We start from the raw sequence: 16,258 nt of genomic DNA, 5'->3' as shown, positions 1-16,258 counted from the left end.
CGATGGCCTACTCCTGCGGGGTATCCGCGGCCGGGAGATGGAGGTCGCCGCTGGTGACCGCAGACCCGTCGGACGCGCGGACGATCGCCACTTTCACGGTGTAGTCACCGGGTGACGTGAGGTCCGGTATCCAGATGTCCGCACTTCCGCTGTCGTCGTCGGTGGTGGGCTCCAGCCGCACTCCGAGGCGGGGCGTTTGCCAGGTCGCGCCGACGTCCGGTCCGGTGAGCGACCAGGTGAGCAGGAGGGGCTCCCCGGTGAGCCCATCGACGGTGAAGTCGACGGCGACCGTGTAACCGAACGAGTCCACCGCATCGTTCACCTCGCGGCTGGCGACCTCGCTCAGTGCGCGGGCGATCTGGGTGGCATCGGGACTGACGGCATCCACCCGTGTCGCGTCGATGGGTGACAGTGCGAGCACCTCTTCTCTCGTCAACCGGTACGGCTCCAGCAGCGAGTCGACGACGACAGCGCTCGCCGGGACAGCCGTAAGACGTTTGGGCGAGTGCTGGATCGGGAACGAGAACCCATGCAGGGTCGATCGGCTCACGAGGGCAAGCTCAACGCTCGCGGCATCCTGCACGTCGCGAGGACTCCACCACCCCGCTGCACCGACAGCGACGATCACGATCGCGGCTACGGCTCCGGTGCCGATCACCGGTGCCTTTGCCCGCTGCCATGCCGTGTGATCTTCAGAGCTGGCGGACACGATCAGCTTCCTCTCGGCGCGGGTTCACGACGTTGTGCCAGCGACGCTACGTCGGAGAGAAAGACCCCCACATGACATGAAATGCCCATTTCGTGGCACGGTCAGGGCAGTCAGCGCGGGGGTCGACGCGATGCTGTGACGGGCATAGGTTGGCCGCATGCGCGCGTGGGAACCGCCGCTACTTCCGAGTTCGTGGCACAGCTCCGAGCACCCGCCCTTCGTGGCGCGCGAAGCGGAGTTGGATGCCATCCTCGCCGTCTGGCCCGACGTGGTCCGAGGATCCGTTCACTCGGTGTTCGTCACGGGGGAGCCGGGCATCGGCAAGACCAGGCTCATCGCTGAAGCCGCGACCCGGCTCAGTGAGCGCGGGGCCGCCGTCTTCGCCGGTTCCTGCGTCGCTGAGTTCGGTGCGCCCTTCGAACCGCTCGATGTCCCGCTGCGCAGACTCCTCGAACTGGTTCGCGGCGCGACCGCGGCGGATTCCTCCAGCCGGCTGATCCGGCGAGCCATCGCGCCGGACAAACCGAGCCCGGCTGCCCAGGAAGCAGACCTGGCGGATCAGCTGCGGCTGGCGGCAGCGATCGTGGATCTGCTCCGTCAGGCTGCACAGAGCCATTCGATTGTGCTCGTGCTGGACGATCTGCACTGGGCTGATGAGACGGCGTTGCGACTGTTGCCGAGGCTGATCGTGGGAGTGGAGGACAGTCCCGTGCTGGTGCTCGGCGGGGTGCGATCGACCCACCCGGATCGCTCGGTGACCGTGGATCGCGTCCTTGCGAACCTCAGCTCGTTCGAAGGAGTGCGCAAGATCTCGCTGCGCGCGATGTCGGCGGACGACGTGCTCGCCTATGTGCGTACCCGTCTGGTGGCACCCGAAGGCGAGATGCACGAGGTTGCGATGCGGCTGAGCTTTCTGACGGGCGGGAACCCCTTCCTGCTGCGCGAGGCATGGCGATACGCCGGTGAGATCACCGACCCCGGCGTCACGGCCATCACGCTGCCGGAGTCGATCAACGATCTCTTGTACGCAAGGCTGCATTCCATCGATGCGGAACAGCGGCGACTGCTGGAGAGCGCCGCGATCCTGGGTATGGACGTGGTCCCGGATGAGCTGTCCGCAGTCTCCGGTGAACCGCCTGACATCGTGCTCGACGCTCTTGACCGTGCCCTGGCGGCCGGGCTGCTGGAGGTGCCCCATGGCCCCGGCGAGGACCTGCGCTTCCCCCACGCGATCGCGCGGCAGGCCATTCTCGACGGCGTCCCGGCGCGAGAACGGCCGGCGCTGCACGCTCGCGCGGCTGCGATGCTCGAGCAGCGCATGCCGACGCCCGCCCGCGTCACGCAGCGCCTTGCCTATCACTACGCCCATGCCATCACGCTGGGATTCCGGGAGCAGGCCATAGCGAACACCGCCGCGGCGGCAGAGCTCGCCGCATCGAGAATCGCCTACGAGGAGGCCGCGCGCCTGTTCGAGCGAGCGGCGGACCTGTGCGAGCTGCCGACCCGCCGCGACGAGCTGCTCCTGTCGGCGGCACAGCACTGGCGGCTTGCAGCCGACTTCGCCAGGGCACGCTCACTCGCGGAGCGGGTCTGCGAATCCGGCGCCCCGAACGATCGACTGCGAGGCGCGATCGAATACGAAGAGGCGGCCTGGCGGCCGGGGCTGCCCGGAGCGCGGGCGGCTGAACTTCTGACGCGCGCCTTGGATTTCGCCCCCGAGGCCGGTTCTCGCGCGGAGCGGATCGAAGCGCGGGCCGCGCTCGCGCGGGCGATGTCGCTGTCGGGGCGCCCCGGCGACGCGCTGGCGCTGGCGGCCGAGGCGACCGAACAGGCGCGGGCGACGGGAGACGAAGAGTTGTTGCTGCGGGTGATGCGGCGAGGATATCTCCACAGCTTCCGGCCCCAGATCCTGCAGGAGGCCTACGAACGCGCCGGCGAGATCTGGACCACCGGGGGTGAGCGAGCGAGCACGTCCGGAGGCCTCGCCGAGTGGCTGTACGCAGCTCCCTTCTACGGAGCCGCTGCGGCCTATCTCCTGGGGGATCCTGCCGGGCTGGATGATGCGGAGTCGGCCTTGACGACGGCCGCCGCTCACGAGGGAAGCTACTGGCACTACTGGCGTGACTGCGTGGCCTACGGCCGGCACTTCGTAGCCGGTCGCCTAGACGAGGCGAGGAGTGCGTACCGGCGGGCGGCGAAGACGGAGGCGGGGTTCCGCTCGGATGCCTCCTCCAGCGTCGCCGCGCAGCAGCTGTACATGATCAAGCGCGAACTCGGCCAGCTCGGGCACGTGCGGGAAATCATCACCGGGACTGAATCACCCCAACAGCATTGGGGTCCGGGGCTCCTCGGCCTATACACCGAGTTCGAGATGACGAGACCCGCAGCGCGGATGCTGGCCTGGATTCTTGACCGGGACACCCCGGTGGCACATGAATCGGCCGAGTGGCCCGCCGTTCTGGCGCTCCTTTCGGAAGCAGTCGTGCACTTGGGGGATCGAGACGCGGCGGCACGGCTGCGACCACTGATCACCGAGTACAGCGGCTTGAACCTCATGTCGGGGTACTTCGTCTCCTGCTTCGGATCGGCCGACCGGTACCTGGGACAGGTCGATGCGCTGTTGGATGTCGGCGACCCGGGTGCATCCTTCGACGCCGCCCTTGCCCTGGAGGGCGGGGTCGGCGCAGCGCTTCATGCGTCGCACACCCGCACGGCCAGGGCGCGATGGCTGGTCTCGCGCGACGCTCGCTCGAAAGAGGCACGCCTGCTCGCGGAACGCGTCCGCGCCGAAGCCACCGCCGCCGGCTGGGCACGCGTGCTGCGCGTCGTCGATCACGATGCGAGGTTGCGCGGACGTGCCGACAGGCTGACCCCCCGCGAGATCGAGATCCTCGTCCTGATCGACGAGGGGCTGACCAATCGCGAGATCGCAGAGCGGCTGTTCCTCAGCGAGCACACCGTCGCCAACCACATGAGGAGCATCCTCACGAAGACCGCGAGCTCCAACCGAGCCCATGCGGTCCGCTACGCGAGGGACGTGGGCCTGCTCTAGCGGCGCGGTTCCTCCGCTGCGACGAGCCGTCCGGTCGGCATGACCCGCCCGGCGACTTCGATCACGCTGTCGGCCGGAAGTCCTGCCCGCTCCGCAGCCGCGCGGATCGCATCTGCCGACGACGCCTCATAGAGGCAGTACGTCTTGGTGCGGTCGAGGGAGAGATACGAGAACACCCACCGCACGTCTTCCTCGTCATTGATGAGGTTGATCTCGCCTGCGGCCTCCACAGGCACCAGGATCGGATCGTCGAAGGTTCGCTCGATGACGAAGTACGGCACACCATCACCACCTTGGATGTGGGATCAGGAACTGCTCGGTGGCGCCAGCCTAGCGGCGCTGTCGCGGGGAACAAGGCCGGTCAGGACGCGGAGTGCGCCGCAAGGCGACGGAGGCCCTCGTCGATGCTCACCGACGGTGCCCACGCGAGCGCACGGCGCGTCTCGCGTTGGTCGAACCAGTGCGCCGTCGACAGCTGCTCGGCCAGGAACCGCGTCATCGGGGGCTCGTCCGCTCCGGGGCGCAGCGCCCACGCCCGCTCGATGAGCGACCCGGCGGCGCGGGCGAGGCCCGACGGCACGCTCCACCGCGGCGGGGTGACGCCGGACGCGAGGCAGATGCCCGCCAGCAGTTCGCCGACCGGTCGCGGTTCGCCGTTCGTGATGACGAACGCGCGGCCGTGCGCCTCGTCGGCGCGGTGCAGGGCCGCCACGATGCCGGTGGCAGCGTTGTCGATGTAGGTGGAGTCGATGAGCGCCCGCCCACCGTCGAGGAGCGGCAGGCGCCCCCGCCGCGCGCGGTCGACGATGCGGCCGACCAGCTGGGTGTCGCCCGGCCCCCAGACCAGGTGGGGGCGAACGGCCACCACCCGCATCCCGGGGGAATCGCGATCGAGGGCGATCAGCTCGGCCTCGGCCTTCGTCCGCGCGTATTCCCCGCGGGCGTGGACGGGGGATGCCGGTTCGGCCCCGACCCCGGCCAGTGCAGTGCCGGTGTGCGCCACGGAGGGGGAGGACACCTGCACGAAGCGGGAAGCCCCGGCGTGCGCGGCCGCATCGAGCAACGCGAGCGTGCCCTCGACGTTGACCTTGTGGAACTCGGCCGGGTCACCCGCCAGCGAGACCTTGGCGGCCAGGTGGACGACACCCTCGGCACCGTCCACCACCCGGGCGACGGCCTGCGGATCGGTGACGGACCCGAGCACGTCGGTGACCCCGTCGACGCGACTGGGACGTCGCTGCAACGCCCGCACCTCGTGCCCCGCGGCGACGAGCTCCGCGGCGACCGCGCGCCCGAGGTATCCGGACGCTCCCGTGACCGCGACGATCACGGCCGGCCCATCCGTCCGCCGGCGAGCGTGCGTTCGGCCCACTCCGACAGCCGTGTGCGGTCGATCTTGGAGTTGTGACGGATGTCGGTGGGCAGTTGCGGCACGGTCAGCACCGCAACGAGAGGCAGGTCTGTGCGCTGCCGGAGGTCCGCCGTCAACTCAGGCGACGCAAGACCGGGGCGGGCAACGGCCGGAACCGTTTCGACGACGGCGACCGCCTGCCGCAGCCGGTGTGGGCCGATGCCGACGATCGCGGCACGCCGCACCTGGTCGGACCCCTCGAGGTCCTGCTCGGGCCCGACCGGAGCGACCGGGCCGTCCGCTGTGGCCAGCACGTGGGGGAGTCGGCCTTCGATCCACAGCCGCCCCTCTGCGTCGAGGTGCCCGACATCGCCGGTGCGGTGCCACCGCCCGGCGGCGGGAGTGTCGAGGACGGCCTGGCGGTCGGTCAGCCAGAGCCGGTCGTACGACGTCTTCAGGTGCGGCGCGGACACCACGACCTCCCCGAGCACACCGGGCTCCGCGCTCAGGGGGCCGGTGGCGCGTCCGTCGGCATCCAGTGCACTGATCAGCACCTGATTCGTGCCGATCGGCGACCCGACGCAGACGCCGCGGTCGGCGGCATCCGCCACCGCGCGGATGCCGTCCAGGGTCACATCGGTGACGAGCAGGCACTCGGTCATGCCGTAGGGGGTATGCGGCTCGGCGTTCGGCATGAGCTCGGCCGCGGCCGCCAGCAGCGACTCGCCCACCGGGGCACCGGTGGAGAGGAACGTGCGCACCCGCGCGAGCGCGCGCCGATCGTCGTCCGACAGCGCATCGGCCGTCGCGACGACGTTGAGGATTGCCGCGGGCGAAAGGAACACGATCCGGGCGTCGGAGGCGCGCACAGCGGCGGCCACCGCTCGCGCTGTGAGGGTGCGGGGCGCGGAGACGTCCATGTCGGGGGTCGCCGAGCGGGTGCCGAGCGCCGGGCCGAGCAGGGCGAACGGCGCGAAACCGGTGACCAGCCCGGTGTCGCCGGTCACCTCGAAGTGGGCGGCGAGCACGTCGCGGAGCGCGGAGAGCTGGCGATGTGTGTAGGCGACGCCCTTCGCCGGTCCGGTCGACCCGGACGTGAAGAGGATCGCGGCGGGGTCGTCGGGCGCCGGCGCGTCCGGCAGCGGGGCCCCCGCCCCGAGAGCGGCGACCGAGGACAGGTCGTGGGAGACGCCGAGGAGCTTGGCGGATGCCGTCGGCAGCCGAGGTACGGAGATGTGGATGCCGGGCCACCCCAGCGCGCGAGCGGCGGCCAGGCCCGGCAGCTCGCCGATGACGACGTCGGGCCAGGCGCCGCGCACGGCGCGGGAAAGCCCGCGCACCCCGAGCCCGGCGTCGGCCACGACCACGACGGCGCCGATCCGCAGGCACGCGTAGACCACCGCGGTGAGCGTGGGCCCCGGCGGGACGAGCACCGAGACGCGCTGGCCCTTGCGCACCCCGATGCGCGCCAAGCCGGCGGCCAGGCACCGCACCCGGTCATCGAGCTGCCGCCAGGTGACGCGGCGCTCGCCGCCGCCGCGGGTGGCCATGTCGATGATGGCGACGTCGTCATCGTCGCGGCGGCCGTCGAGGGCGGCCCACAAGGGGCTGAAGCCCGCGGGGCTGTCGTCGTCGGCGGGCTCCGGCGCTTCGCCGTCATCGCCGGTCAGGCGCGCGGCGTTGTCGCCCAGCCACGTGAGGATCGCATCGGCGTACGGTCGGTCCTCGGCGATCAGGTGGCCGGCGCCTTCGAAGCGGTGCACGTCGGCGTGCGGCATCCTGTCGACGAGGTCGTCGAGGTAGCGGTCGCTGAAGATCGGGTCCGCCGGGCCCCACAGCAGCAGTGCCGGCACGTCGAGGTCGGCGACGCCCGACGCGATGCGCTGCAGTTCGTCGAAGCTCTCGTGTGCGGCATCCACCGGAATGTCCGCGACGAAGGCGCCGATGCCCTGCCGGCGGCCGGCGGTGCGGTACGGCGCGCGGTAGGCGTCCTTCACGTCGGGGTCGAGCGCGGGGTGGGCCAGCGACAGCGTCGTCTCGAGGAACGCGGGGGTGGCGACGGTGGATGCCGCGAGCACACCGCGTGTGCCGGCAACGCGCAGTGGGGCGGGGATCGGCTCGTCGGCCGGGTGGTGCACGGCGGTGTTGAGCGCGATGACTCCGGCCAGGAGCGCGGGGTGGTCGACCGCCCAGCCGAGCGAGACCACGCCGCCCCAGTCGTGGCCGAGGGTGACGACCGGCCCCTGAAGGCCGAGCGAGTCCGTGAAGTCGGCGAGGTCGCGCACGCGCTGCGCGAGGGGGCGGGGTGCACCGGTGCGCGCCGAGAAGCCCATGTCGAGCTGGTCTACGGCGATCACACGCCAGGCCGGTTGCCCCTCCTCGGCCGCACGCAGCGAAGCCGAGACGAGGCCGCGCCAGAGATACGACCAGGTCGGGTTGCCGTGCACCGCGAGGATCGTGCCGGCGACGTCGACGCCGAGACGCTCGAGTTCGGCGCCGCTGTCGAGGTAGTGCCACTCGTGCGTGGCATCCGTTCGCCGGTCGAGCACGAGCCGGGTACGGCTGCAGTGGGTGTCGAGGCCAGGCAGCCCCGCGAGCGCCTGCCCGACGGCGTCGCTCACCAGGCGAGTTCCATCATGGCGGTGTTGAGCCCGGAGCCGACGCCCATGAGCAGCACCCGGTCGCCCTTGCGCAGGCTCGACTGCTCCTCGGCGAGGGTGATGGGAACGGATGCCGGGCCGATGTTGCCGAAGCGGGGGAACGTGGTCGGCACGCGGGAGTGATCGAGGTCCACCGCTTTCACGATGGCGTTGGTGTGGATCGAGGAGACCTGGTGCGTGACGTAGCGGTTCATCGACTTCCAGTCCCACTCGTTCGCCGCTTCCTTCCACGCATCGACGACGAGCGCGAGGCCGCCCTTGAGGAGGGCCTTGGCGTCGGTGAACATGCCGTCGACGCTGCCGACGCAGAGCCGGTGGAACTGGGTCGCGGCACGCGTCACGCCGCCGAGGATGCGGTGGCCACCGGGGTGCTCGTCGGCGCGCCCCAGCACGGCCGCGGCGGAACCGGAGCCGAGCGTGAGGGACGCGAACTCGCTCATGAAGTCGTCACGACCGCTCTCGGTCTGCAGGAGGCGCTCGATCGTGTTGACCTGGATCTCATCGGCGTCCTCACCGGCGACCACGATCGCGTAGCGGATCTGGCCGGAGTCGATCATCGTCGCCGCGAGCGACATGCCGTTGATGAAGCCCAGGCAGGCGTTGGCGATGTCGAAGTTGATGGCGGAACTCGGCAGGTCCAGGCCATGGTGAAGCGCCACCGCGACGGAGGGCTCGAGGTTCGTGCGCGTGACCGAGGTGTTGATCAGGAGCCCGACGTCTGAGGGGCTGACACCTGCCTCGGCGAGGGCCCGGCGGCCCGCGGTGATCGTGGCGAGGTCGACGGTTTCCCCCGCGGCCCAGTTGCGGCGCTCTCGCACACCGGCGACGCGCTTGAGCAGACCGCTGCGGAGCTTCAGGCGCTTGAGCGAGGGCGCGAGTCGGGCCTCGATCTCATCCGAGGTCGTTACGCGACCGGGAAGGACGCTCGCAACGGAGAGCAGCGCGACGTTGTCGAAACGAGCGGTGGCATTGCCGGGCACAGGTCCTCCTACGGGAGAGTTCGGTACGTATCTCCTTCTAAGGGTTTTACCTCACTCTGTCTGGGTGTTCGCAGGGGTTGCACTTCGCGCACCCGCCTGCTTGCGGCCCCGGACATCGTCACTTCGGCGCAGCGGTGCTGCGGCGGGGAACAAGCATGGTCGGCACCGTCACCGCCCGATCCACCGGCTCGCCGGCGAGGAGGGCGAGGGTCATGCGGGCTGCGGTGGCACCCTGGTGGGCAGCCGGTTGGGCGATCGTGGTCAGGTCGGTGAGGGCGGCGAGCGGATGGTCGTCGATGCCGATGACGGAGATGTCCTCGGGGACACGCAACCCGGCGCGGCGGATTGTGCGAATGGCGGCCAACGCGAGCTCGTCGGAGTGGGCGAACACCGCGGTGGGCGGCTCGGGCAGGCTCAGCAGGCCGCCCATCGCGAGGGCCGCAGCCTCGATGTCCCAGGGGATGCGCACGGTCAGTGCGGGGTCCAGCGGTGCGCCGGCGGCGGCCAGCGTCGCGCGGAAGCCGTCGGAGCGGCCGATGTCGATGAACCACTCCGGGATCGACGGCGGCACCGCCTCGATCATCGCGATCCGCCGGTGCCCGAGGGACAGCAGGTGGGCGGCCGCCTGACGCGATGCCTCGATGTCGTCGATGCGGACGAATGGGAAAGTGGTCAGCTGCCCGCTGACCGAGACGACCTGTACTTGCAGTGCCTCGAGCGCTCGCCGCTCGTCGTCGTCCACCGGCATGCCGACGACGATGACGGCATCCACTTTTCGTCGGGTCGGCAGGTCGCGGAAGAAACCGTGTCGCCCGTCGGCATCCGGCACCTGGTAGAGCAGCACGTCCACGTCGGCGCGTCGCAGCTCCCGCTCGATTCCCTCGATGACGGCACCGAAGAACCACCGCGAGGCGTGGGGGAGGAGCACCGCCACCCGCCCGGTCCCGCCGCGCGCGAGGCGGGATGCCTCGGGGTGCACGACGTACCCCATCTCCTCGGCGATGTCGCGGATGCGCCGCCTGGTCGTATCCGATACGCCGTAGGCGCCGCTGAGCGCACGGGACACCGTGGCCATCCCGACGCCCGCGCGCTGCGCGACGTCGGCCATGTTCACGACCGGCTGCGGCACATCCATGCGCCACAGGATAGTGGGACGGAAGCGGTTGCGTGCGGGTCCGTTGACCTCGGCGGACCTCTGTGCTTCCATGTCGAAAACGCTTCCTAAGCGCGAAGAAACGCCAAGCAACGATGCCGGCGGGAGGACGATGAATGTCTGATTCGATGCGTTCACGAAGGGGCCGCCTGCGTGCGGTCGCCGCGACTGCCACCGTCGCCGTGGCCGCCACTCTCGCCGCCTGCGCGGGGGGCAGCGGACCGGCGGAGGTGCGATTCCACCTCAGCAAGCCCGAGGCGATCCCGTACTTCCGGGAGTTGATCTCGGAGTACAACGCCTCGCAGGACGACGTGCGGGTGGTCTTCGACACCTCGTCCAACCTGCAGGCGGGATTCCTGCGCGGCAACCCGCCCGACCTCGGCCTGCTCAACTACAACATGGAGATGGCGCGCTTCATGGAGCGGGGCGCCTTGAGTGACCTCAGCGACATGCCGGAGGCCGAGCGCATCCTCCCCGAGGTGCAGGACCTCGTCGACCAGTACGCCACATACCCCGGGCGCACCAGCGTGCTGCCGTATTCGGTGATGGCGGCATCCGTCATCTACAACCAGGAGATCTTCGAGCAGCAGGGGCTCGAGGTGCCGCAGACGTGGGACGAGCTGCAGGCGGTGTGCGACGAACTGCTCGCCGCCGGCATCACGCCGTTCTACGCCACGTTCAAGGACCCGTGGACCGTCGGGCAGGGCTGGTTCGACTACACGGTGGGCGGATCGGTCGATGTGGCCGACTTCTTCGATCAGATGAACGAGATCGGCACCGAAGTGGGCCCCGACTCCGACGTGGCGTTCCAGACGACCCTGGTGGACCCGGTGGAGCGGATGACCGAGCTCACCGAGAACTACGTCAACCCGGATGCCGCCAGTCGCGCATACGGCGACGGCAACCTGGCCTTCGCGCAGGGTGAGGCGGCGATGTACCTGCAGGGGCCGTGGGCGTTCGGCGAGATCGCCAAGACCAACGACGACATGCAGCTGGGCACGTTCCCGCTGCCGATGACGGACGACCCGGACGACCTGCGGGTGCGGGTCAACATCGACCTCGCGGCATGGATCCCGGAGGCATCCGAGCACAAGGAGGAGGCGCGGGACTTCCTGAGCTACCTCTTCCAGAAGGACGTGATGGACGAGTACAACGCCGCGTTCCTGGGCTACGGCACCACGACGGACGCGGCGCCGGTGGAGGACGAACGGATCATCGGCATGAAGGAGTACTACGACTCCGCCCGCTTCTATCAGGGTCCCTCCAAGGCGATTCCGCTGACCATCCCCACCGACAACTACATGCAGGGCATCGTGACCGGCTCGGACGTCGAACGGACGCTGCGAGTCATGGACGCGGACTGGGCACGACTGGCGCTGCGCCAGTAGCCCGATCCCAGAAGGGACGACACGATCATGGCAACGATTCCGGCAGCTGCCCCGGTGCCCGTGGCGGCGAAGCAGACGCAACGGGGTGCGGTCGCCGCGCCACGGACGAGGCGAAAGGTCGAGGGCGTCTACTACCTCTTCCTGCTGCCCACGCTCATCCTGTTCACGCTGGCGATCACGCTGCCCGCGGTCATCGGCATCTTCTTCAGCTTCACCAACTCGATCGGCTTCGGTGACTGGGAGTTCATCGGACTGATCAACTACATCGCGGTGTTCAGCGACCCGGCGATCCTGCAGAGCTACCTGTTCACGTTCTTCTTCGCGATCGTGACGGTGATCGTCGTGAACGTCGTGGCGTTCCTCCTCGCGGTGGGGTTGACGTCCCGCATCCGGTTCAAGACCGGACTGCGGGCGATCTTCGTCATCCCGATGGTGATCTCCGGCATCATCATCGCCTACGTCTTCAACTTCCTCTTCTCCAACTCCGTCACCGCGCTCGGGGAGGCGTGGGGGATCGGCTGGCTCAGTCAGAGCATCCTCGCGAACCCGGATCTCGCCTGGGTCGCGATCGTCATCGTGGCCTCATGGCAGGCGATCCCCGGCACGCTGCTCATCTACATCGCCGGGCTGCTGTCGATTCCGGCGGAGGTGTACGAAGCGGCCGACATCGACGGCGCCGGGAAGCGCCAGCAACTGTGGCGCATCACGCTGCCGCTGGTCGCGGGGTACGTCGTCATCAACGTGATCCTCGGCTTCAAGAACTTCCTGAACGTCTACGACATCATCGTCGGTCTCACCAACGGCGGACCTGGAACGGCCACCCGCAGCATCGCGATGACGATCTTCACCGGGTTCACCGGCGGCGACTACGCCTACCAGATGGCCAACGCGACGCTGTTCTTCATCATCGCCCTCGTGCTCTCGCTGCTGCAGTTGCGCCTCACTCGCGGAAGGAACGTGTTCTGATGTCCTCCACGCAAATCGCCCTCACCGTCGAAGACGTCAATGCCGAGCGGGTGCTCGACGGCGATGCGCCGCGCAAGCGCCCCGCGGCCCGCTTCCGGATGGAGCGGGTCAACTGGCCGGGCACCATCATCCTCATGCTCTGCGCCGTCACGGTGCTCATCCCGCTGTACGTCACGGTGTCGATGGCGTTCAAGACGCAGTCGCAAGCCGTCGACGGCAATGCGTTCTCGCTACCGGCGCCGTTCAGCATCGACGGCTTCGTCACCGCGTGGGAGCTGACGGACTTCCCCCGGGCGTTCATGATCTCGGTGCTGGTGACGGCGTTCAGCGTGGCGGGGACGGTGCTGCTGGCGGCATGGGCCTCGTTCGCCATCTCGCGCAACTGGGACCGCAAGTTCTTCCGCTACTCCTTCTACTACCTGCTCGCGGCGATGTTCCTGCCGTTCCCCGTCGTCGCGCTGCCGCAGATCCAGCTGACCGGACTGACCGGGCTGGACAACCCCGCGGGGGTGACGATCCTGCACATCATGTTCCAGCTGAGTTTCAGCATCCTGCTGTTCACGGCGTTCCTGCGGTCGATCCCCGCCGAGCTCGAAGAGAGCGCCCGCATCGACGGCGCCTCCACGTGGCAGACGTTCTGGCAGCTGATCTTCCCGCTGCTGGCGCCGATGAGCGCGACGGTCGGCATCTTCGCGTTCCTCGCGTCGTGGAATGACTTCATGATGCCGTCGCTGATCATCTCCGACCCGGGCGCGCAGACCCTGCCGGTGGTGCAGAACATCTTCCAGACGCAGTTCAGCAACAACTACAACGTGTCGTTCGCGTCGTATCTGATGGCGATGGCCCCCGCGATCATCGTGTACCTGTTCACGCAGCGGTGGGTCGTGGAGGGTGTGACGCAGGGTGCTGTGAAGGGGTGACGGCCTCCGAACGAGACTGGTGGCGGCACGCCGTCGTCTACCAGGTCTATCCGCGCAGCTTCGCCGACTCCGACGGGGACGGCATCGGCGATCTGCGCGGCATCCTCTCCCGCGTCGACTACCTCGCGGGCCTGGGGATCGACGCGGTCTGGCTGAGCCCGTTCTACCCGTCGCCCCTCGCGGACGGCGGGTATGACGTGGCCGACTACCGCAACGTCGACCCGCGGCTGGGGACGCTCGAGGACATGGACGAGCTCATCGCGGCGCTGCACGAGCGCGGCATCCGCGTGGTCGTCGACATCGTGCCCAACCACACCTCCGACCGTCATCCCTGGTTCCAGGAGGCGCTCGCCGCCGGACGAGGCTCGGACGCGCGGGAGCGGTACATCTTCCGCGACGGCGCCGGGCCGCAGGGCGCCGAGCCGCCGACGGACTGGGTGTCGATGTTCGGTGGGCCAGCTTGGGCACCGGCCGGCGACGGCCAGTGGTACCTGCACACGTTCGCCGTCGAGCAGCCCGATCTCAACTGGGATCGGGCCGACGTGCGGGCGGACTTCGTGCGCACTCTGCGGTTCTGGGCCGACCGCGGTGTCGACGGGTTCCGCATCGACGTCGCGCACATGCTGACCAAGGACCTGACCGAGCCCCTGCCCAGTCGCGATGAGCTCGCACTCATCCCGGTGGACGGCCAGCATCCGCTGTTCGATCGCGATGATGTGCACGACATCTACGCCGAGTGGCGTCACGTCTTCGACGAGTACGACCCGCCTCGTACCGCGGTCGCCGAAGCGTGGGTCGACAGCTCCCGCGTGCCGCTGTACGCCCGGCCGGAGAGTCTCGGGCAGGCGTTCAACTTCGACCTGCTGGAGGCGGACTTCGACGCTGCGCAGTTCCGCCGCGTCGTGACCGAGAACCTCGCGCTGGCCGCGGCATCCGGATCCTCGAGCACGTGGGTGCTGTCCAATCACGACGTCGTCCGCCCGGCGACGCGGTACGGGTTGCCGCATCCACCCCGCAAGGCCGACGGCCACCCCGCGATCAAGCACGGGGTGCAGTGGCTGCGCGATGGCGGATCGGCCGGCGCAGTGGACCGGGTGGCGGGACTGCAGCGGGCGCGGGCGGCGGCGCTGTTCATGCTCGGTCTGCCGGGTTCGGCGTATCTGTACCAGGGCGAGGAGCTGGGCCTGCCGGAGGTCGGCGACCTGGCCGCGGCGGACCGGCAGGACCCGACGTTCTCCCGCAGTGGCGGGCAGGATCCGGGGCGGGACGGATGCCGCGTGCCGCTGCCGTGGTCGCCGGAGGGGCCCTCGTTCGGCTTCGGGGCCGGCCGCGCGCACCTGCCGCAGCCGGCGTGGTTCGCCGAGTACTCCGTTGCCGCGCAGGAGGAGTCGGTCGGCTCGACCCTGCGGCTGTTCCGCCGCGCGCTGGCCTTGCGTCGACGGTTCGCCGAGACGGCGGTGTTCGAGTGGGTCGACACCGGCGACCCCGACGTGCTGCGGTACCGCCGCGGCGGCGGGTGGGAGGTCGTCACCAACTTCGGAACCGACCCGTACGACCTGGACCGCATCGAGATGGCGGTCACGAGCGGACTGAACATCTTGGGCGTCGTGCCGCCGGACACCACCGTGTGGCTCGCTCCGGCGTCGGGCGATTAGAACGGTGCGGGTTCTTCGATGGCGGCGAGGGCCATGAACTCCAGCACCCGTCGGGGGATGTCGGTGTAGACCCGGCCGGTGGGGCTGGTCCATTCCAGGATGCCGTGGGCTTTCTGCACCACGCTCCACGCGGTGCCGTGCTTGACCGGGTGATGTCGACCCGGGCACAGGTTTGCGAGATTGGTGAGGCAGGTCGGCCCACCCAGCGCGGCGTCGTGGGTGTGGTCGAGGTCGCACTGGCGGGCGGGTCTTCGACACCCCAGGAACCGGCAGTGCTCGTCGCGGGCGTCGAGGTGTCTGCGCATCTCCCGGGTCGGCCGGTAGGTGAGCACCTGCTCCACGGCCCCGCTGGTCGGGGAGGTGAACAGTCGTTCCCACACGTCCGCGGTCGCGGCGAGGCGTCGGGCGGTGTCGGGGCTGATGGGCCCGTATCCGACCAGCTCGGCGGGCTCGTCGCCGATCCCGATGAGCGTGTTGGCGGGAATGACGACCTGGACTTGGGCGACGATCGCCGTGCCCTCCGGGATCGCCCCGGTCGCCTCGGGTGCGGTGGCGTGCCCGGTGAGCAGCAGGTCGGTGAGGACGTCGGCGCGGATCTGATCCATCGTGCGCGTATCGGTCGCGATCACATCCGCGGCGATCGCTTCGGCTTTGGCTTCGGTCTCCGCTGCGGCAGCGGCTTTGACTGCGGCGCGGTGGGCGTCCGCGATCTGGCGGGCGTGCTGGTTCAGCCGGTCCCGCATCGCGTAGACCAGCTCCGCCGGCAGCAGCGCGGCCAGCTCGGCCATCCCATCGTCCAGGTCCCGCACCCACACCCGCCGGCCCGCCGCGGCCTCCTTGTGCCGCTCCTCCAGCGGCACCGGGTTCAGTCGCTGCGCCAGCATCAGCACGAGTGGCTTCGCCCGTCCCGGGGTGTCCTTCTCGCACACCACCAGCGCCGCTTGCTCGAACCGGGCCCGCGCGTCGGGGTCGGTGATGCGGGCGCCGGCGTCCTGGATGATCCGGACGTGGACTCGGTCGATGCGATCCTCCCGAAGCGCAGTGAACGTGGCAGCGAACTCGTCCACGAGCACGGTGGCGTCGTGCATCCGGTCGCGCATGCCGTGGTCCGAGCGGCGCAGCACCGCGCCGACTTCCGCCGCCATTCCCCGCAATGGCATCTCCCGCTCCCGACCGTCACTGGTCGGGATGCGGGCGGTCTCCGCCTCGGCGACCGCCTCCGCCTGCGACAGGAACCACACCTCGTCGGCATCCGCCTGCGCCCGACGCCGCCGCACCTCCTCCAGCCCGGAGATCACCTGCTCATGCGACAGCACTGCCGTCCGGGCGGTGGTGGTCGGGGAGGTGTTCATACCCCCGATTCTGCCGACCCCCTCCGACATTGAAGGGCGCCGAAACAATGCCTGACCTGGGGTTGTGGATAA

12 protein-coding genes are annotated in these 16,258 nt (G+C 69.6%); 5 read left to right on the top strand and 7 right to left on the bottom strand.

What is annotated here, in order from left to right:
• Nucleotides 1-7 precede the first annotated feature (7 nt).
• Entirely contained in the window at nt 8-709 is a 702-nt protein-coding gene (locus QNO11_RS10540) for a hypothetical protein (protein WP_257508321.1), read from the bottom strand.
• A gap of 157 nt (nt 710-866) precedes the next feature.
• Here QNO11_RS10540 and QNO11_RS10535 point away from each other — a divergent pair, with 157 nt between their 5' ends.
• Nucleotides 867-3,761 (top strand): helix-turn-helix transcriptional regulator, encoded by a 2,895-nt coding sequence (locus QNO11_RS10535; protein WP_257508322.1) that lies wholly within the window; start codon nt 867-869, stop codon nt 3,759-3,761.
• On the opposite strand, the gene QNO11_RS10530 is transcribed toward QNO11_RS10535, so the two are convergent.
• The 5 genes from QNO11_RS10530 to QNO11_RS10510 form a co-directional block, all read right to left on the bottom strand.
• On the bottom strand, nt 3,758-4,042 hold the full coding sequence (locus QNO11_RS10530; protein ID WP_257508323.1) for a DUF4242 domain-containing protein: 285 nt from the start codon (nt 4,040-4,042) through the stop codon (nt 3,758-3,760). The two genes, QNO11_RS10535 and QNO11_RS10530, sit on opposite strands and share 4 nt — an antisense overlap.
• Before the next feature lie 80 nt (nt 4,043-4,122).
• Nucleotides 4,123-5,091: an NAD-dependent epimerase/dehydratase family protein gene (locus QNO11_RS10525; RefSeq protein ID WP_257508324.1), complete on the bottom strand. Its 969-nt coding sequence runs from the start codon at nt 5,089-5,091 to the stop codon at nt 4,123-4,125.
• Entirely contained in the window at nt 5,088-7,736 is a 2,649-nt protein-coding gene (locus QNO11_RS10520) for an alpha/beta fold hydrolase (RefSeq protein ID WP_306817245.1), read from the bottom strand. The genes QNO11_RS10525 and QNO11_RS10520 overlap by 4 nt, the downstream gene beginning before the upstream one ends.
• Nucleotides 7,730-8,752, bottom strand: a complete 1,023-nt coding sequence (locus QNO11_RS10515; RefSeq protein ID WP_257508325.1) for a 3-oxoacyl-ACP synthase III — start codon at nt 8,750-8,752, stop codon at nt 7,730-7,732. Before QNO11_RS10515 ends, QNO11_RS10520 begins: the two co-directional genes overlap by 7 nt.
• Before the next feature lie 118 nt (nt 8,753-8,870).
• Nucleotides 8,871-9,959, bottom strand: a complete 1,089-nt coding sequence (locus QNO11_RS10510) for a LacI family DNA-binding transcriptional regulator (protein ID WP_257508326.1) — start codon at nt 9,957-9,959, stop codon at nt 8,871-8,873.
• 74 nt (nt 9,960-10,033) lie between these two features.
• Here QNO11_RS10510 and QNO11_RS10505 point away from each other — a divergent pair, with 74 nt between their 5' ends.
• The 4 genes from QNO11_RS10505 to QNO11_RS10490 are packed head-to-tail and all read left to right on the top strand — an operon-like array spanning nt 10,034 to nt 14,834.
• Nucleotides 10,034-11,293 (top strand): ABC transporter substrate-binding protein, encoded by a 1,260-nt coding sequence (locus QNO11_RS10505; RefSeq protein ID WP_257508327.1) that lies wholly within the window; start codon nt 10,034-10,036, stop codon nt 11,291-11,293.
• Between the two features lie 27 nt (nt 11,294-11,320).
• Complete coding sequence (locus tag QNO11_RS10500) at nt 11,321-12,259, top strand: carbohydrate ABC transporter permease (protein ID WP_257508328.1); 939 nt, start codon at nt 11,321-11,323, stop codon at nt 12,257-12,259.
• A complete protein-coding gene (locus QNO11_RS10495) occupies nt 12,259-13,179 on the top strand; it encodes a carbohydrate ABC transporter permease (protein ID WP_374113802.1) in 921 nt (306 codons plus the stop codon). The genes QNO11_RS10500 and QNO11_RS10495 overlap by 1 nt, the downstream gene beginning before the upstream one ends.
• Nucleotides 13,176-14,834 (top strand): glycoside hydrolase family 13 protein, encoded by a 1,659-nt coding sequence (locus QNO11_RS10490; RefSeq protein ID WP_257508329.1) that lies wholly within the window; start codon nt 13,176-13,178, stop codon nt 14,832-14,834. Before QNO11_RS10495 ends, QNO11_RS10490 begins: the two co-directional genes overlap by 4 nt.
• Here the strand turns inward: QNO11_RS10490 and QNO11_RS10485 are convergent.
• On the bottom strand, nt 14,831-16,186 hold the full coding sequence (locus tag QNO11_RS10485; protein WP_257508330.1) for an HNH endonuclease signature motif containing protein: 1,356 nt from the start codon (nt 16,184-16,186) through the stop codon (nt 14,831-14,833). The two genes, QNO11_RS10490 and QNO11_RS10485, sit on opposite strands and share 4 nt — an antisense overlap.
• Nucleotides 16,187-16,258: the final 72 nt, after the last annotated feature.

It is taken from the genome of Microbacterium sp. zg-B96 (genome assembly GCF_030246865.1).
Lineage (GTDB): Bacteria > Actinomycetota > Actinomycetes > Actinomycetales > Microbacteriaceae > Microbacterium.
Note: the sequence above shows the minus strand (reverse complement) of the source record. Positions and strands in the feature narration are given on the sequence as shown.